Source organism: Caloramator sp. E03, from assembly GCF_006016075.1.
GTDB lineage: Bacteria > Bacillota > Clostridia > Clostridiales > Caloramatoraceae > Caloramator_B.
The window spans coordinates 1,466,389-1,484,208 of the sequence record NZ_CP040093.1; the positions used below are offsets into that span (position 1 = coordinate 1,466,389).

Annotated in this window: 15 protein-coding genes; 11 read left to right on the forward strand and 4 right to left on the reverse strand. The window is 32.1% G+C overall.

Annotation, left to right across the window (positions count from 1 at the left end):
- Positions 1-16: 16 nt before the first annotated feature.
- Positions 17-895 carry an MSCRAMM family protein gene (locus tag FDN13_RS07280; protein ID WP_138979601.1) on the reverse strand — a complete coding sequence of 293 codons (879 nt, stop codon included), beginning with the start codon at positions 893-895 and terminating at the stop codon, positions 17-19.
- A 136-nt stretch (positions 896-1,031) separates the two neighbouring features.
- On the opposite strand from FDN13_RS07280, the gene FDN13_RS07285 reads away from it, so the two are divergent.
- The 6 genes from FDN13_RS07285 (at position 1,032) to FDN13_RS07310 (ending at position 9,375) form a co-directional block, all read left to right on the forward strand.
- A complete protein-coding gene (locus FDN13_RS07285) occupies positions 1,032-4,451 on the forward strand; it encodes an isopeptide-forming domain-containing fimbrial protein (RefSeq protein ID WP_138979602.1) in 3,420 nt (1,139 codons plus the stop codon).
- 13 nt (positions 4,452-4,464) lie between these two features.
- A complete protein-coding gene (locus tag FDN13_RS07290; protein ID WP_138979603.1) occupies positions 4,465-5,274 on the forward strand; it encodes a beta-sandwich domain-containing protein in 810 nt (269 codons plus the stop codon).
- A 111-nt stretch (positions 5,275-5,385) separates the two neighbouring features.
- Positions 5,386-6,909, forward strand: a complete 1,524-nt coding sequence (locus FDN13_RS07295) for a spore germination protein (protein ID WP_138979604.1) — start codon at positions 5,386-5,388, stop codon at positions 6,907-6,909.
- A 2-nt stretch (positions 6,910-6,911) separates the two neighbouring features.
- Positions 6,912-8,054: a Ger(x)C family spore germination protein gene (locus FDN13_RS07300; RefSeq protein WP_138979605.1), complete on the forward strand. Its 1,143-nt coding sequence runs from the start codon at positions 6,912-6,914 to the stop codon at positions 8,052-8,054.
- A gap of 2 nt (positions 8,055-8,056) precedes the next feature.
- Complete coding sequence (locus FDN13_RS07305) at positions 8,057-8,290, forward strand: hypothetical protein (RefSeq protein ID WP_138979606.1); 234 nt, start codon at positions 8,057-8,059, stop codon at positions 8,288-8,290.
- Entirely contained in the window at positions 8,287-9,375 is a 1,089-nt protein-coding gene (locus FDN13_RS07310) for a GerAB/ArcD/ProY family transporter (RefSeq protein WP_138979607.1), read from the forward strand. The genes FDN13_RS07305 and FDN13_RS07310 overlap by 4 nt, the downstream gene beginning before the upstream one ends.
- A 6-nt stretch (positions 9,376-9,381) precedes the next feature.
- On the opposite strand, the gene FDN13_RS07315 is transcribed toward FDN13_RS07310, so the two are convergent.
- Complete coding sequence (locus FDN13_RS07315; RefSeq protein ID WP_138979608.1) at positions 9,382-10,188, reverse strand: TPM domain-containing protein; 807 nt, start codon at positions 10,186-10,188, stop codon at positions 9,382-9,384.
- A gap of 9 nt (positions 10,189-10,197) precedes the next feature.
- Positions 10,198-10,761 (reverse strand): LemA family protein, encoded by a 564-nt coding sequence (locus tag FDN13_RS07320; RefSeq protein ID WP_207670918.1) that lies wholly within the window; start codon positions 10,759-10,761, stop codon positions 10,198-10,200.
- A gap of 233 nt (positions 10,762-10,994) precedes the next feature.
- On the opposite strand from FDN13_RS07320, the gene FDN13_RS07325 reads away from it, so the two are divergent.
- From FDN13_RS07325 to FDN13_RS07345, 5 genes are read left to right on the forward strand one after another with little or no spacing between them, the layout of a single operon-like run.
- On the forward strand, positions 10,995-12,017 hold the full coding sequence (locus tag FDN13_RS07325) for a LacI family DNA-binding transcriptional regulator (protein ID WP_138979610.1): 1,023 nt from the start codon (positions 10,995-10,997) through the stop codon (positions 12,015-12,017).
- Positions 11,998-12,861, forward strand: coding sequence for a carbohydrate ABC transporter permease (locus tag FDN13_RS07330; protein WP_138979611.1), 864 nt, complete (start codon positions 11,998-12,000; stop codon positions 12,859-12,861). The genes FDN13_RS07325 and FDN13_RS07330 overlap by 20 nt, the downstream gene beginning before the upstream one ends.
- A complete protein-coding gene (locus FDN13_RS07335) occupies positions 12,851-13,672 on the forward strand; it encodes a carbohydrate ABC transporter permease (RefSeq protein WP_138979612.1) in 822 nt (273 codons plus the stop codon). The genes FDN13_RS07330 and FDN13_RS07335 overlap by 11 nt, the downstream gene beginning before the upstream one ends.
- A 44-nt stretch (positions 13,673-13,716) precedes the next feature.
- Positions 13,717-14,943, forward strand: a complete 1,227-nt coding sequence (locus tag FDN13_RS07340) for a sugar ABC transporter substrate-binding protein (protein ID WP_138979613.1) — start codon at positions 13,717-13,719, stop codon at positions 14,941-14,943.
- A 53-nt stretch (positions 14,944-14,996) separates the two neighbouring features.
- Entirely contained in the window at positions 14,997-17,327 is a 2,331-nt protein-coding gene (locus FDN13_RS07345; RefSeq protein ID WP_138979614.1) for a glycoside hydrolase family 65 protein, read from the forward strand.
- 65 nt (positions 17,328-17,392) lie between these two features.
- Here the strand turns inward: FDN13_RS07345 and FDN13_RS07350 are convergent, their stop codons facing one another.
- Positions 17,393-17,584 (reverse strand): aspartyl-phosphate phosphatase Spo0E family protein, encoded by a 192-nt coding sequence (locus FDN13_RS07350; RefSeq protein ID WP_168190108.1) that lies wholly within the window; start codon positions 17,582-17,584, stop codon positions 17,393-17,395.
- Positions 17,585-17,820 lie beyond the last annotated feature (236 nt).

The window sequence follows — 17,820 nt, forward strand, 5'->3', positions numbered from 1 at the left end:
GTGCCTTTGGCACTCTTTATATTGTAATGCTCTTTGTTGATTTGATTTTGTATTCTCCCTGTGGAACCTTTGTAAAAAGGTAAACTCCTTCATCGTTAGTTCTTGTAACTGCAATAGGTGTAAGACTTCCATCAGCTTCTACTCTGTAGAGAACTACATCTGCATCTAGTATTGGAACGTTGTTATTATCTGTAATAACACCGCTGATTGTACCCTTTGAAGCCTGAGGATCAACATTAAGGGTTGCCATAACCTTTGCAATTGTAGAATCAGCGCTTATTACAACAGAAATTGCAACAGGTATATATCCAAGCCCGCTAATCCTTATAATATAATTTCCTTTCTGTAAATCTCTAAAAGTAAACTGACCAAATTCGTTTGTATAAGTTACAGCAATAAGGGTTTCATGCCCAAGTTCATCCACCTGATAAAGGTTAATAATAGCTCCCTTTACAGCACGTGGAGGAGTCTGGTTATCCATTACTTCACCTGCAATTATTGATAAAAGAGCATCAGGATCCCTTGTTAAAATAAAGTTCTTTTCAACCTGCTGCCTTGGAAGGAGCGCAAAGGGAAGCTGCTCAGCAAGCAAATACCCATCTGCCTTGGCATATATATGGTACTCCGGTCCTGGAGGGAAGGGAGATATTATATAGCTACCATCTGGTCCTGTAACGGTGTGGGCAAGGGGGTTGTGATCCCTATCCATGATCTTTATCGTTGCGCCAGATATTGGATTCCCCTGAGTATCCTTAACCGTTCCAAATATAGTTCCTGCTTCAAGGTTAGGATTGGGTTTTAAACTCAAGTCAAGCCTTATCTCCTGACCAAGCTCCGATAGCGACTTTTTAATAGACTGGCCAAGTTCATACTGGTCCTGTATAACTCCAGCCATAGTATTACCTCCTCTTCAATTTTCTAATATATATTATGAAATTCGACATTATTTGTGAAATCAACCCATATTATTCTTATATGTTACATAAAAATCAAAAAAAGCATATTATATTATAGAAAACGGGGGTGATAATATGGCTTTTGATATAGATAAACTTGAAGTAACAATATCTCCTTACAATATTCCAATGGTCATTGGCAAGTATAAAAAAATAAGAATAAATATAAAAAACAAAAATGCTTCAGATTGGGCATATAACCTTTCTATAACTTTAAATTTAGCTGACGGTCTTACAGTATATTCAAGCGATATACCCTACTCAAACTATAATTTTAATATTGATGGAACAAGCAAAATAGAATGGATAAATATTAAAGACATTGCCCCAAATGAAACTGATTTTAATTTTGATATTGAAATAAAGTGCAGTGAAAAATTTAAGGATAACAGCTATATACCCTTTGACTATGCTTTTTCAGGCTGCTATATTAAAACTTCTATAGATACCAAACCAAGAGGAAGCTTTGATACAGGAAATCAAAAACTAAGTAAAACTTTAAATATAAATCCTTATACAGTAAGATATTCAATTACTATACAAATGCCTTCAAAAATGCCAAAGGGAGCAGGGTATAATCCTAATCTTTCAGATTATGCCTACCCCTTTACCTGCAGCATAACAATAGATAACAATACAAGAGAATCAACTTTAACCAATATTAGATTTATCGCAGGAAATGGGCTAAGATATTTAGGAAATTTAACTGCAAACGGAGCTGACAGAGAAAAATTTTTAAATCCATTAATATTTTATCCAGCAGGAAATAACAATAATGTAAAACTTGTATGGTTTAATGTAAATTTGAGCCAAGGCTCATTAAACAATATATCCTTTAATCTTGCTATATGGGATAGATATACAAATAAAGGGATTGAAAATACCGGGGATGTTATAACCCATGGAAGCATAATAACATCTACAGCAGAGGGCTTTGGTGAGTATAATATTGAAAGCACTTATGATATTAGAGCAATGGATATTATTATAGACAAGAGCTCTGATAAGTATACAATAGATGTGGATGATATTTTAATAAACACTTTAAACTTAAAAGTTAACCAATATCACTCTATAGATTCTGTTTTAGCTTTTGACATGCTCCCTGATGGGCAGGAATATATAGATTATGTAGAAACAGAGCCCTCAGAAATATTTAAAGATACTATAACAGGAATTACAAGAATAACCTATGACCTTTTAAGCCTTCCCCCTTTATACTCTAAAACTATTATATTTAAAGCTAAGGTTTTACCCTCTTATATTTCTACAGTTTATCCTGTATCCTGCGGTGATGTTTTTATAAACAGCTGCAGCATTGAAGGTATAAACCACGATTTTAGTGAACCCGTATCAGATTCATCCTCAATAAAGCAAAGCATTAAAAAACCCTTCGTACAAAAAAGCATAATAAATCTTTATTACAGGAATGATATTGTAAAAAACATTTCATCCCTATGTCCCTTTGACAAAGTTGAATTCCAATTAACATACAATGCAGAATCTATAAGGGCTTATCAAAGGCAGATAAAAATTGATGATTTCTTCCCCACCCTTTTAGATATTGAAAATATTAATTTTCAATATGAAGGCTATGTACCCCTTAGCCTTACGCCCTATAAAATAGACCCCTACGGCTTAAGATGGGAATTAGGAGATGTCCCAGGAAACAGCTACTTTAAAGTTAGATTTATATGCTCTGTTTTGGATATAAACTATGTACCCTCCTTTAAGTTTAACCTTTTGAAAATGAGCGGTATAAATAAGGATAATAAGTCTTACAGCAGCCGCTCACAAGCTAAGGTTTCCTTTGGAATTCCAAATATAACTTTAACTAAAACAGTTTCAGGACCAAATATAAATGCTGTTAAAATAGGTGAAAAATACTCTTTTAATATAACAATATCAAATATTGAGTCTACAAACTTAAATGCAACGGATGCCTTTGATTTTGAACTATTAGATAACTTATCTGAATATTTTAATCTTGATGTATCTTCAGTAAAAGTTACAGGAAGCGGGCAGTATTTAGAGCCTGTAATAGATTCTTCATATATTAAAATCCCAATTAAAAAGCTTCTCGTAAATCAGTCTTTAACTTTAAAATACGATTTTGTAATAAATGATAATTTAACTGCTGGAACAATAATTACAAAAAGCTGCAATAGTACTTCACCCTATTCACAGCCCTACAACCCTTCAATTCCTAATTACAGATATGAAGGACTTGACAGGAGTTTTTCAGTAACTTTAAAAGCTCAAAACGTTACAATAACAAAAAGCTATGATAACAACATCAAAATGGCAGGAAGCAGTATAGACTATCTTATAAATATAACTGTCCCAAAGGGAACAAAGGCATTAAACCTTTCAGTTTCAGATACTATACCCCAAGGTCAAATCTTTTTAGGAAATTATACAAGAAATGGAGAAATTGTTAGCGTAACTCAAAGCGGAAATAAAATAACTTATCCTGAAGAATCCCTATTAGATGCATCCTTAACACCTATTACTATACAATATGGATTTACTGCAATGATTATAGACGTTTCCTATACAATAGGGCAAATAACAACAAATCAGACAAACTCTGCATCGGTTAAATGGAAAACCTTTGAGCAGAATATAATTACTAAAAGTGCAAGCAAGACTGTAACTGTTAACAATCCTAATATAGTTCCTTCAGTTTTGCTTAAAAATATATCACTAAATGACTTATCCTTCTTACCTTACACCAATATAAAGGATGAAAATATAGTAGATATTCAAATAAAAGCTTACAACAATAGTAATATAGGGGCAAAAAATATAAAACTTGAAGGGATGCTACCTGACATTTTAAATTTTATATCCTTCCTTTCTATTGAATCTGGAAGAGCTGTTTTTGATGAGGAAAATAAAAAGTGGTTGTGGGAAATAGAAAGCATTAATAAAGGCTTATCTTCTATTCTATTAATAAGATGCAGGACAGCTAAAAATCTTTCATCAGGATACAATACAAAATTTATCTGTAAAGCCCTAAGCTATTTAAACGAAATATCATACAGCAAAATTTACGGCCCTTCCCTGTCGAGTGATGCAGAATTATATGTTCCTGCAAATTTAAGCTTTACTCCCCATCCTCTTTATAAAATAAAGGAAAACAGTGCTTATATAATAGCCTACAGAGGAGGATATGCATCGGTAGAATGCAGCATTGTAAACAAAGGATACGGTATTGACAGTTTTAACCTTTCAATAACTCCTTTTTCCTATTCCTATAGCATATTTATAGATAGAAAAAAGATTGCAGATGTTCCAAAGAATACTCCTTTCTCACAGGATATACCTGAGCTTTCAAGCCTGCCTCCTGAAAGCTTAAAAAGATTATACCTTTCAATATATATACCTTATGACGCTCCTTTAAATAAAACTGAGACCTTTAATATGACATTAAAATCTCTATCAACTCCAAGCATATATAAAACTATAACAACAACGATTTTGGACCCGTAAACGGGGTGATTATATGAATAAAAAAACAGCAAAATCCAAAAATAAAAAAATAAACTACAAAAAAAGTGAGATAAAAATTGATTTATGTTTAGAAGAAGTTAAAACTTCAGGAAGGATTATAATAAAAGGGAAAATAATCGATGAGAATTCAAAGGCAATCAAGGGGGCTAATGTAAAAATAACTGATGAGAATTTTAATCCATTAAATCACACAAAATCAAACTGCCAGGGAGAGTTTTCGTTATATACAAATGAAGAAAAAATAATTATAAACGCAGAGCATAAGGGTTTTTATACCTTTACAAGCAGGATATATTTGAAAGATGAAAAGGAGCTTCAAAACCTTTTAATAAAACTTTCTAAAATAAAACAAGTACAAAATATATTAAAGGGAACGTATGTTTGTGGTTTTAAACCCATAAAAGAAACAGAAGTTGTGCTTCAAAACACAAAAGATAAAAATATAAAATATACAGCAACAACAAACGAAAATGGAGTTTTCTTGTTTAGCAATATACCTTTTGGAAAATATATTCTTTCTTTGAATTCAAATGAATACTGCACTAAAAACATAAAGATTTGTATAAATCGCTGCAGGCAGTTTTATAATATAGGCATAATTTGTACAAAAAGAAAAATGAAATTTGGCACTGTAAACGGCGTAATTACTGATAATTCAGGAAATCCAATAGATAGTGCATTAGTAGTTTTGTTCGATGCTAAAAATAATATCCCTCTTTATACAACCTATACAAACGAAAAGGGTGTATACCTTATTGGAGGGCTTTTACCCGGAAAATATTATATAATAGCTCAAAAATAAACCTCTTTTATAAATAATTTTGTAAAAGAGGTTTGTTTTATGCATAATAAATCAAAACTTGGTAACTACTAACATATAAGGAATACATAATCTTACGAAAGCAGGATGTATATGATTAAATTATTTAAAAACAAAAATATTAATGATAAAAATATACCCGAAAACCTTTCTAAATCCTTAGATAAAAACATTGATACTTTTAAAAATATTTTCTCCTTTGATGATACTGTAATATTTAGAAGCATAGAAAATATATACGATAAAGACTTTAAAGCTTGTCTTATTTATATCTCAGGAATGATAAGCCCTGAAATAGTAAACTCTAATATAATAGGGCCATTAATGAAAATTGATTTTAAGGAAACAGAAAACAGCTTAATTTTAGACACCCTTAAAAACAAAGTGATTTCCTCCTGCGAAATTTTCGAATGTGAAGCAATAGATGAAATAACTTTAAGCCTTTTTAACGGGTGCACTGTACTTCTTATTGAAAACTTTGAAAAGGCTCTTGTTATTTCATCAAAGGGATATAAAGAAAGATCTATTATAGAACCGGACTCCGAAAGAGTAATAAGAGGCCCGAGGGAAGGTTTTACAGAAGGAATACTAACAAATCTTTCTCTAATAAGAAGAAGGATTAAAACCCCTAACCTGAAATTTAAATTCATGAAAATAGGCAGAATAACAAAGACAAAGATATGCTTATGCTATATTGACTCAATCGCCGATGTCAGGATAATAAATGAACTTGAAAAAAGGCTCAAAGATATTGACATAGACGGAATCCTCGACTCTGGATATATTCAGGAAATTATAAAAGACAGCCCAATATCTCCCTTTAAGACAATAGGAAGCAGCGAAAGGCCGGATTCTATCGCTGCAAAACTTTTAGAAGGAAGAATCGCTGTTTTTGTTGATGGTTCTCCACTTGTTTTAACCCTTCCATATATTTTTATGGAATACTTCCAGTCAAATGAAGATTATTATTTAAATTATTATTATGCGTCTTTTAATAGAATATTAAGAGTTTTTGGTGCTTTTTTGTCCGTAAGCGTTCCTGCAGTTTATGTAGCTCTTATGACCTATCATCAGGAATTAATACCAACACCTCTACTGCTTAGTATTTCAGCAGCAAGACAAAAGGTTCCACTTCCTACTATATTTGAAGTCCTTGGACTTTTATTAGTTTTTGAAATAGTAAGGGAAACAGGCTCGAGGCTTCCTGCCACAATAGGTCAGACAATAAGCATAGTTGGAACCTTAGTTATAGGTCAGGCAGCTGTTGAAGCAAGAATAATAAGTGCCCCTGTTATTATAATTGTAGCATTAACAGGAATAACTGAGCTTTTAATACCAAAGCTTATGAGTGCTATGATAATAATACGTTTTATACTTATAATTCTGTCATCAATTCTTGGACTTTACGGCTATATATTTGGTACAATAGGCGTCTTTATTCATATATTCAGCATACGCTCATTTGGAGTACCTTATATGCTTGGATATGGTTCAATAAAGCCGCAGGATATAAAAGATACATTTATAAGAGCTCCCTGGTGGTATATGATTTACAGGCCAAACCTTATTGCAAAAAAGAATTTAATAAGGCAGTCAAAAAAAAGTGAGGATAAATAGTTATGAAGTTTAAAAAAGCCTTACTTATATCAATAATATTTAATTGCCTTTTTTTATCAGGCTGCTGGAACTATAGAGAAATAGAACAATTTTCTATAGTCTCAGGATTTGCAATAGATAAATCAGAAAACAAATATATTTTAACAGCTGAAATAATTGAATCAACAGGAGGAAGAGATACAAAAACAAGTACAAAGCTTATAAGTTCAGAGGGAGTAACTATATTTGATGCAATAAGAAACATGATTAGATATCCAGGCAAAAAATTGTATTTCAGTCATACCAAAGTAGTTATAATAAGCAGCGAAACAGCAAAAGAAGGCATGATACCAGTACTTGACTTAATAAACCGCGATATAGAACCAAGATATACAATGAAAATTTTAATTTCAAAGAATATAGAAGCAAAAAAAATACTTGAAGCAGGAAGCGGCTCTGAAATATTTTCCTACACATTAGATGATATGCTTGATGCACAAAAAAATCTCTCTAGTGCTCCAGCGGTTGAAGTATGGGAATTTATAAATGATTTATGCAAAGAAGGTGTTTCTGCAACTTTGCCTACAGTAACATTAGAGATGATGAATGATAAAGCTACTCCTAAAGTTGAAGGTAGTGCTGTTTTCAAAGGCGATAAGCTTATAGGGTATCTTAATGGAAAAGATACAAAGACTTTCCTTTTTATAAAAAATAAGATTAAGGGAGGTCTAATCACTAAAAAAATTAACATAGAAAATAATTCTGCAAATATGTCTCTTGAAATCTTTAGCAATAAAACAAAAATAAAACCTAAATTTAAAAACAGTAAATTAATAATTGATATTTCAACAGATACAGATGTTTCAATAGGAGAAGTAAGTGGAGATATGGATTTTTCAAAAGAAGAGGTACGGGAAAAAATAAAATCTTATTTTGAAGAAGAATTGGAAAATCAAATAAAAGATTTAATAAAAAAAGTGCAAACTGAATACGACAGCGATATATTTGGATTTGGAAGCACCATTAAAATAAAAATGCCTTCCCTGTGGAAAGAGATTGAACCTAAATGGGATGAAGTATTCAAAACAGTTGATGTTAACGTTAAATCAAATATAAATATTAAAAATACTGCATACACTTCAAAACCAATTAAAATGGGTGATTGATTATGCTTTTTATGTGTACTTTAGTTTACATTTCTTTTTTATTAATAGATTTTATTCCTATACTCAAAAGCAAGAATTTAAAAAACATAATATTATATTCAGTAATAATATTGACTGCATATACATTTACATTTTTAAAAGATATTGGTGTCAAAATTCCAAGCATAGCAAATTTTTTAAAAGAAATAACTTTATTTATAGTAAACAGCCTTTTTAAGGGGGCAGGTACAGCATGATAAGAGAAACTGTTTCAGACAAACAGGCTATTTCAATGATGACTATGTTTATTATAGGAAGCAGCGTAGTCCTTGGTGTTGGCTCCGAAGCTAAGCAGGATATATGGCTTGCTATAATTATTGGTATTCTTTTTGCCTCAATTATTATATTTGTTTATGTAAAAATTCATTCTATGTTTCCTGAAAAAAACCTTTTCGAAATACTGAATACTATTTTGGGAAAATATATAGGTAAATTTATATCCCTATTATATATTTGGTATTCCTTTCATCTTGGGGCATTGGTATTTCACAACTTTTTTCAATTTATTAAGGTTGTTTCCTTCCCTGAAACTCCTGAATTTGTACCATTAGTATTTATGGGAATAGTTTGTATTTGGGTAGTGAAGGAAGGAATAGAAGTTTTAGGAAGGATGTCATTTTTTTTTACTATTATATTAACTATAATCATAATATTAGTAATCTCTTTAAATTCTACTGTAATGAATATTAACAATATATGCCCTATGCTTTATAACGGAATTAAACCTGTACTTAGCAGCGCTTTTGGGATATTCTCCTTTCCCTTTGCAGAAACTGTAATATTTCTTGGAACTTTTAATTTTGATAAAAGTAAAAATAATCCATTTAAGATTTATTATATATCCCTTTTATTTGGAGGAACCATTATTTTGTTGGTTTCTCTAAGAAACATATTAGTTTTAGGATGCTCTTTGTTAGAATCTCTTTATTTTCCAGCCTATACTGCCGTAGAACTTATAGAAATAGGAGAATTCATACAAAGAATTGAAGTTGCAGTTTCAGTTGTTTTTCTATATGCTGGATTTATAAAAATAAGCGTATGCCTTTTTTGTACATGTAAAGGTATTGAGAATCTATTTAATCTTGACAGTTATAAAGTAATAGCAGCACCTGTAGGTCTTTTAATGATGACCTTCTCCTGCAATCTATATGAGAGTATAATGGAAATGCAGGAATGGGCTTTTATGGTATACAAATATTATGCCTTTCCCTTTCAGGTTATTCTTCCTTTAATCATATTAATAGCAGCAAAGATTAAACTAAAAAAACAAAATAGCAGTTAGTTCATATTACCAATCCCTCGAGGAGCCTCCGCCTCCAGAGGAACCACCTCCAAAGCCTCCAAAGCCTCCTCCAGAACCTCCGAAGCCTCCGCCACCGAATCCACCTCGTCCTCCTCTTCCTCCTCCAAAGAGTAAGGACATTATAATCCTAAGTATCGTCCACCTGAAAAAGAAACCATCAAGGGACAAAAGAATAATAATAAGAATCATAAGAACAAATGGATTCACGCTAACACCGTTTATATTGACATCCCTGCTTTTGTAAATATTTCCATTGCCTTCAAGAGAGGTTAAATTTATATTATATTCCTTTGCAACTTCGCTGCAAATTGCTGCATATCCCTTTAAAATTCCTGTCTCATAATCTCCATTTTTAAAATAGGGTATCATGTAATCATCCTGAATTCTTCCAGTTTTGCCATCAGGAAGCACTCCTTCAAGCCCATACCCCACTTCAATCCTCGACTTTTTAAGAGAACTTGGGTTTTTAAAGGCAACAAGTATCAAAACACCGTTATTCTTATCCTTACTTCCTATTCCCCACTTTCTAAAAAGTCCCGTTGCATAATCTTCAATAGGAACATCATCAGTGTTTTCCATTATAACCGCAGCAACTTCAGCCCCAGTTTTTCTATAAAGCTCATCACCAATTTCCACTATTTTATCTTCAACGTTCTCTGAAATTACCTCTGCATAATCGTTTATATATTTTTTACTTGTAGGATTAGGATAATTAATGTCTGCAAATCCAAGGGAGGTTAAGATTATTATAAACAAAAACAAACTTAATATTATTTTTTTAAAACGCTTCATTTTCCTCACCTAAAAATTTACTTTAGGAGCATTTTGTGACTCAGGAGATGCTTCAAAGTACGGCTTCTCACTAAATCCAAAAAGTCTTGCTATTATTACCGTTGGGAATCTTTTTACCTTTAAATTATAATCCTTTACAGCTTCGTTATAATCCCTTCTTGAAGTTTTTATCCTGTTTTCAGTACCAGCGAGTTCATCCATTAGCTGCCTGAAATTAGCATCAGCTTTTAAATTAGGATAGTTCTCAACTACAACAAGAAGCCTTGATATTGCACTATTTAGCTCATCATTTGCCTTTGCCTGCTCGCTTATTGTTTTTGCACCCGCAAGCTTTGCTCTTGCATCAGCAATATTGCTTAGAACTTCCTTTTCATGGGAAGCATATCCCTTAACCGTATTCACAAGGTTCGGTATTAAATCTGCCCTTCTTTGAAGGTCGGTCTGTATATTGCTATAGGATTGGGAAACTTTCTGCTCTGATGATACAAGACTGTTATAAGAACCTACAACCCAAAAAACTATTACAGCAATTATAGAAATTATTATTATAGTTGATTTTTTCATAGTCTTCACTCCTTAAAATTACTGCTATTTTTTTAGTATTATATTAGTATTTTAACATTTTATTTTTAATTAGAATATATTAATTTTTTACTGATATTATTATTACTAAAAACGCAGCATATAATTTTAATAATTTTTTATATATCATTTTCTGAATTTTTTAATTTTTTATAATTATATATTGAAATTCATATAATATTGTGATAATATAACTTAAGGAAACGTTTCCAAGGAGTGATATTATGACTGCAACAATAAAAGACGTAGCAAAAAAAGCAGGAGTTGGTCTTGGGACTGTATCGAGAGTTTTAAATAACCATCCGTCGGTTTCAAAAGAAACAAAAAAAAAGGTTTTAGATGCTATAAAAGAGCTTGAATATAATCCAAACGCAATAGCAAGGAGTTTAAAGATAAAAACTACTCACTCTATTGGTGTTATGATACCAGATATTTCAAGCGGTTTTTATCCTGAAATCGTTAGAGGAATTGAAGATGTGGCTAACAAATATAAATATAATATATTGCTTTTAAACACTGACCTTAAAAGGGAAAAAGAAAAACAAGCCCTTATAATGTTAAAGGAAAAAAAAGCTGACGGTATACTATTTATAAGCAATACCATAGATTATAAACTTAAAAAAGAATTTCAAAACATAAATATACCTATAGTTTTAATTGCAACTAAAGATGATAATGATGAATTTTACAGCGTAACTATAGATAACGAAAAGGCAGCCTTTGAGGCTACAGATTATCTTATAAAACTTGGTCATGAAAATATAGCTATTCTTGCAGGAAAAAAGGAAGACCCAAATGCTGGAATTCCAAGAATAAATGGATATAAAAAAGCTCTTATTGAAAACAATATAAAAGTTAATGAAAACAATATTTTTTATGGAGATTATAAGTTTAAAAGCGGATATGAAAATATGCTTAAAATTTTAAAGCTAAAGAAAAAGCCTACTGCAATTTTTGCAGCCTCAGATACTATGGCAGTTGGTGCTGCATCCTGTGCAATGCAGATGGGTTATAAAATACCTGATGACTTCTCAATTATAGGCTTTGACGGTATAGAACTATCGGAGTATTTTTACCCTCCTTTGACCACTATTAAACAGCCGAGATATGAAATGGGCGCAAAGGGTATGGAAAAACTTTTAAAAATAATAAGGGGGGATACCGTAGAGAAATCTACTGAGCTTGAATTTCAGCTCATTAAAAGAAGTTCCTGCAAGTTTAGGGGGGATGAAATTGAAACTTATTAAAAAACATTATTTTGAAATACTGCTAGTACTTCCACTTTCAGCATACATCTTAGGATTTACAATTCTTCCGATTATAAAAACGATACTTTTGAGTTTTCATGATAAGAATACAGGAGCTTTAGGATTTTCAACCTATCAATATCTATTTTCTAAAAAAGATTTTAATATGGCGATAATAAATACTGTTGCAGTAACATTAGTTGGTCTTACCTTTCAGCTTATAACAGGTCTTTTCATTGCAATGTCATTAAAAACTGATTTTAAAGGAAAAGGCCTTATAAGATCCTTAGTTCTTCTTCCTATGGGAGTTCCTACATTGGTTTCAGGTGTAACTCTTTTGTATATATTTGGTACCCAAGGATATCTTAACGAACTTTTATTTAAGCTTGGAGTTATAACAAAACCTATTGCTTGGACTTCTGGAGGCATAAAAAATATATTCGTAATTGCAATAGCGGATTCATGGAAGGTTCTACCTATTGTGGTACTTTTGTTATTAGCCGGTTTGGAATCGATTCCAAGTGATGTGTATGAAGCAAGCGCAATAGATGGAGCTTCAAAATCCCAAACCTTTTTTAACATAACCCTTCCTCTTCTAAAACCCTCTATAACAATGACGATTATACTAAGGGCTGTTGATTCCTTTAGAATCTTCGAACTGCCAAAGATACTTGCAGGAAGAGTTACTCCTTTCCTCGCTACCTATGCCTATGATGAGTATGCATACAACAACGCCAATGCTTCAGCAGCAGCATCAACAATACTTCTTATGATTATAGTTATATTTATGATTCTCTATTTTAAGTTTGTAGATAAAGGAGGAGGTATGAAGTATGGCAAGTAAAAAGATATACAAAAAACTTCTATTCTACCTTGGAATAATACTAATAATTCTGTTTATGACTATCCCTGTTTATATACTATTTAGAGTTTCCTTTGCCGTACCAGAAGATGTTTTAACCTCTTATCCTAAGTTTTTTATAACACGATTTGAATTTAAGCATTGGCAGCAGGTATTTAGCTCAGGCAATCTTTGGCCTCCTCTTTATAAAAGCTTTATAGTTGCAACCTTTACTATGATATTTGCCCTTGTAATATCGGCACCTGCCTCCTATGCTATTTCAAGATTTGATAAAAAGATAAAATATGCAGTAATACTTTCTCTATTCTTTACAAGGATGTTCCCAAACGTTGGTATCGCTCTGCCTATATCAGTAACATTTTTAAAATGGAATCTTACCGATAAAAATATAGGCCTTATAATGGCACACCTTATAGAGCAGCTTCCCTTTATAGCCTGGATTTTAGTTTCAACCTTCGAAACTATTCCCTTTGACCTTGAGGAAGCTGCATCGATTGATGGTGCCGGAAGGATAAAAACCCTTTTAAAGGTTGTTCTTCCTGTTGCAGCCCCAGGGCTTGCTGTTGCTGCAATGTTTACATGGCTTAATTCTTGGAATGAATTCACCTATGCCCTTTATTTGTCACTTTCAACTAAGACATTACCTCTTCAAATTTACTACTACGTTTTAAGAGGAGGTTTTTTTCAGCAGGCTGCTTATTCAACAATACTTACAATACCTGTTTTAATTATAACCTTTGCACTTCAAAGATATATAAGATCAGACTATCTTGGCGGAGCTATAAAAGGTTAATCACTGCCACAGGCAGTTAAAATAAAAATTTAAGGGGGATATTTATGAATTACAAAAAAATTACTGTATTTTTACTTTCATTAATAATGGCTTTAAGTTTATTTGCAGGCTGCGGTAAAAAAGAGTCTGGTCCTGCAACGCTGAGAATTACAATGGGGCTTGGAGAAGAAGAATGGAAAGTTATGAGGGAAGATGTTTTTCCAGCCTTTGAAAAGGCCAACAACTGTAAAATAGAAGCTATACAAATTGAAGCATCTGATGTAGTTAAAAAATTAGAAGCGATGAAACAAGCTAACAAAATGGAAATAGACCTTATAGCACAGGATAACATGGCTCTTGCTCCTCTTGTTGATAAGGGACTTGTAGAAGATATATCTGAATTTAAAAGTAAAATACCTGCAGAGATTATCCCATCCCTTATTAGCGTTGGAGAATTTGAAGGAAAACTTTATTTCTTCCCATTTAGACCAAACGTTGAAATTAATTTTTACAACGAAGCAAAACTAAATCAATATGGTTTAAAACCTCCTGCAAACTGGGATGAACTGTTAAACCTTGCAAGGACATTGAAGGAAAAGGAAGGCGTTGGCAAAGTTGGTATTAAGGCTGTTTTTGATGGAAATACAACTGTTCAGCTTTTTGAATTTATAAGACAGGCAGGAGGAGATCCTCTCGTATTAAATGACGAAGGAAGCGTTAAGGCCTATACTTTCTTAAAGCAGCTTTGGCCATATCTCTCTCCTGATTCCCTAAAGGCTGACTGGAATACAACCAACCGCTTCCTTGCTGAAGAATCTATGTATCTTGCTGCAAACTGGCCCTTTGGAGTTAATGTAATAGTTAAAGACGGCGGCAAGAAAGAGATTAAGGCATACGGAGGTTTTTCAGGACCAGTTAAAGCATCAAAGGTTTTAGGTGGAGATGTTCTTGGAATTCCAAAAGGTTCTCCAAACAAAGAACTTGCTCTTAAATTTATTGAGTACTTAATGTCAAAGGATGTTCAGGAAACCCTCGCTTCAAAACTTGCTTGGCCATCTGCAAGAACCGATGCCTATGCTAAAGTTGAAGACTGGCAAAAACCATATTTTGATGCTATTAACGAAGCTATGAAGGTTGCACAGCCAAGACCAAATCTTGTTTATTGGGCAGATGTTGACAAAGCATTAAACGATGCTCTTAAGGAAATAGTTGTGGACGGAAAGGATATTAAGGCAACATTAGACAAATATCATCAAAAGATCGAAGAAGCAAAACAAAATTCTGGCAAATGATAATATGGCATGCTTTTGGCATGCCATACTGCTAAAAGAAGGGAGACACTGCAATGGATGAAGTAATAAATAATCTTATTTTAGATGAATGGAAAATAATTGAAGATAAATTTATTCAGGAAAACAATCTTAAAAACGAAACTCTCTTTTCAATAGGAAATGGATACATTGGAATGAGAGGCAATTTTGAGGAAGGAATATATAATAAAGAATTTACAATAGAAGGGACATATATAAACGGTTTTTATGAAACCCATAAAATAAGTTACGGCGAGAGAGCATATGCTTTCCCAGAAACTGGCCAATCCATGATAAATATAATAAACAGCAAAACCATAAAGATATTTGCAGATGATGAGGAGCTTTTAGTTGATAAAAGCAAGATAATAGATTATATGAGAGTTTTAGACTTTAAAGAAGGAACATTAAAGAGAAGTATAATATACGAAACTAAAAAAGGAAAAAGGATAAGCATAGAATTTGAAAGGCTTGCAAGCTTTACCCAAAAACATCTTTGCATTATAAGGCTTTCTTTAAACTCAATAGATTTTGAAGGGAAAATCAAATTAGTGTCTTTGATTGATGGAGATGTTAAAAATTCTATATCTATCGACGATCCAAGATCAGGTTCAGGAATATTAGACAAAGCTTTTATAATTAAAGAAAGTAAGATAGATAAAGATATACTGAAAATGAAAATAAAAACAAAAAATTCAGGGCTTGAGCTTTTGTGTACATCCAAAAATATATTAAAATTCAGCAAGGATTATATTTCTTATGACTATAAAGAAGAGTATAAAATAGGTATCTGTTATGAATTCAATATAAAAGAATCTCAACAAATATTTTTTAATAAATATATAGTTTATATAACTTCAAGGGACTGCTGCGAGCATGATATGGATGATATCAGCAGTGAAATATTGAATACAGCCTATAATAAAGGATTTGAAAAAATCAAATATGAGCAGATGGAATATCTAAAGGATTTTTGGTACAAATCAGATGTTGAAATAAAGGGAGATTTGCATCTTCAGCAGGGAATAAGGTTTAATATGTTCCACCTTTTACAGTCAACAGGAAGGGATGGAAAAACAAATATAGGTGCAAAGGGTTTAACTGGGGAAGGATATGAAGGACATTATTTTTGGGATACAGAAATGTATGTTGTTCCATTTTTTACATTTACAAAGCCTGAAATAGCAAGAAAGCTTTTGGAATATAGATATAATACTTTAGATAAGGCACGAGAGCGGGCAAGACAGATGTCCCATAAAAAAGGAGCTCTCTTTCCTTGGAGGACTATAAATGGGGAGGAATGCTCTGCATATTTTCCTGCATCTACCGCACAGTATCATATCAATGCGGACATAGCTTACGCTATAAAAAAATATGTTGAAGCAACAGAAGATTTTGATTTCTTAAGGGAAATGGGAGCAAAGATTTTATTTGAAAGCGTTAGGATTTTTGCTGATATAAGCCACTTTGTTGAGAATAAAGGCTATTGTATTGATGGTGTAACTGGTCCTGATGAATATACAGCAATTGTTAATAACAATGCCTATACAAATATAATGGCAAAGGAGCATTTAAAATACGCATTTGACACAGCAATTCTTTTAAAAGAAAAATATATAAGCGATTTTAACAATATAAAAAGTGAAATAGGTCTTGAAGATAATGAAATAGATAATTGGAAAACTATATCTGATAATATGTATATACCCTATGATAATAATCTAAAAATTCACCCACAGGATGATACATTCCTTAGCAAAAAAATATGGGATTTTGAAAATACTCCAAAGGAAAAATATCCTCTACTTTTAAATTATCATCCTCTTATAATATACAGGCACCAAGTGTGTAAGCAGGCTGACTGGGTTTTAGCACTATTTTTATACAGCGAAAAATTCGACATAGAACAAAAGAAACGGGACTATGATTATTATGAAAAAATCACAACTCATGATTCTTCACTTTCACCCTGTATTTTCAGCATAGTTGCCTGCGATATAGGGTACATCGATAAAGCCTATGATTACTTTATAAAAACCGCTAGAATGGATTTAGATGATAATCACGGAAATACAAAAGACGGCATTCATGCTGCTAACATGGCAGGCTCATATATGGATATAGTATTCGGATTTGGAGGTTTTAAAGTTTCAGAGGATAAAGTCTTCTTCAAACCTGCACTCTTAGGTTCATGGGAAGGATATTCATTTAAAGTAAATTACAGAAAAAGACTTATAAAAGTATCCGTTGATAAGAAAAATATTTGCTTTGATTTACTTGAGGGAGAGGATTTAACTATTTTCTGCTATGATAATGAGTTAAAACTCTCAAAGAACAAATCCTATATAGTTGATTTAGAGCGCTAACCCCTATTTAAAGTATATTTTAAAGGCTGCCTAAATTTTGGCAGCCTCTAATAATATGCATATATTTATTTTCTATGGCTTGTACTAATATATTTCAAAATCAGATCATCGAGTTTCTGGCTTATGGATATAATTTGAGGTACAACAAGTTTATCGCTTCTGCTTATAAGTTCCTCAAGCTCCATCTTTAGACTTTCTATCTGGGTTTTGAAATATTCCGGACTATTGTCTTTTGACATATCTCTAAAGTCCTTCATAATCATTCACCCCTTTATATTTTTATACAATTTTTTCTTCTGCTATTAATTTAATTATATACGATAATTATTATTAAATAAACATGTTTTTCTTTTTAACATATACTTAACATTCATGGAAATTCGTTATATATTTTTAATTTATTTAATAACTCTTTACAGCAGCAAAACGAAGCTTCCTGATGCACAAATTTACACCATGAAGCTTCGTTTATATTCTATTATGCCATATTACT

What these genes read in the sequence shown, in the direction of transcription:
- FDN13_RS07330 (WP_138979611.1), top strand. Translation starts at nt 11,998, where the DNA reads ATGAAATTGAAACTTATTAAAAAACATTATTTTGAAATACTGCTAGTA.
- FDN13_RS07345 (WP_138979614.1), top strand. Translation starts at nt 14,997, where the DNA reads ATGGATGAAGTAATAAATAATCTTATTTTAGATGAATGGAAAATAATT.
- FDN13_RS07295 (WP_138979604.1), top strand. Translation starts at nt 5,386, where the DNA reads ATGATTAAATTATTTAAAAACAAAAATATTAATGATAAAAATATACCC.
- FDN13_RS07290 (WP_138979603.1), top strand. Translation starts at nt 4,465, where the DNA reads ATGAATAAAAAAACAGCAAAATCCAAAAATAAAAAAATAAACTACAAA.
- FDN13_RS07350 (WP_168190108.1), bottom strand. Translation starts at nt 17,584, where the DNA reads ATGAAGGACTTTAGAGATATGTCAAAAGACAATAGTCCGGAATATTTC.
- FDN13_RS07310 (WP_138979607.1), top strand. Translation starts at nt 8,287, where the DNA reads ATGATAAGAGAAACTGTTTCAGACAAACAGGCTATTTCAATGATGACT.
- FDN13_RS07285 (WP_138979602.1), top strand. Translation starts at nt 1,032, where the DNA reads ATGGCTTTTGATATAGATAAACTTGAAGTAACAATATCTCCTTACAAT.
- FDN13_RS07305 (WP_138979606.1), top strand. Translation starts at nt 8,057, where the DNA reads ATGCTTTTTATGTGTACTTTAGTTTACATTTCTTTTTTATTAATAGAT.
- FDN13_RS07315 (WP_138979608.1), bottom strand. Translation starts at nt 10,188, where the DNA reads ATGAAGCGTTTTAAAAAAATAATATTAAGTTTGTTTTTGTTTATAATA.
- FDN13_RS07335 (WP_138979612.1), top strand. Translation starts at nt 12,851, where the DNA reads ATGGCAAGTAAAAAGATATACAAAAAACTTCTATTCTACCTTGGAATA.
- FDN13_RS07280 (WP_138979601.1), bottom strand. Translation starts at nt 895, where the DNA reads ATGGCTGGAGTTATACAGGACCAGTATGAACTTGGCCAGTCTATTAAA.
- FDN13_RS07300 (WP_138979605.1), top strand. Translation starts at nt 6,912, where the DNA reads ATGAAGTTTAAAAAAGCCTTACTTATATCAATAATATTTAATTGCCTT.
- FDN13_RS07325 (WP_138979610.1), top strand. Translation starts at nt 10,995, where the DNA reads ATGACTGCAACAATAAAAGACGTAGCAAAAAAAGCAGGAGTTGGTCTT.
- FDN13_RS07340 (WP_138979613.1), top strand. Translation starts at nt 13,717, where the DNA reads ATGAATTACAAAAAAATTACTGTATTTTTACTTTCATTAATAATGGCT.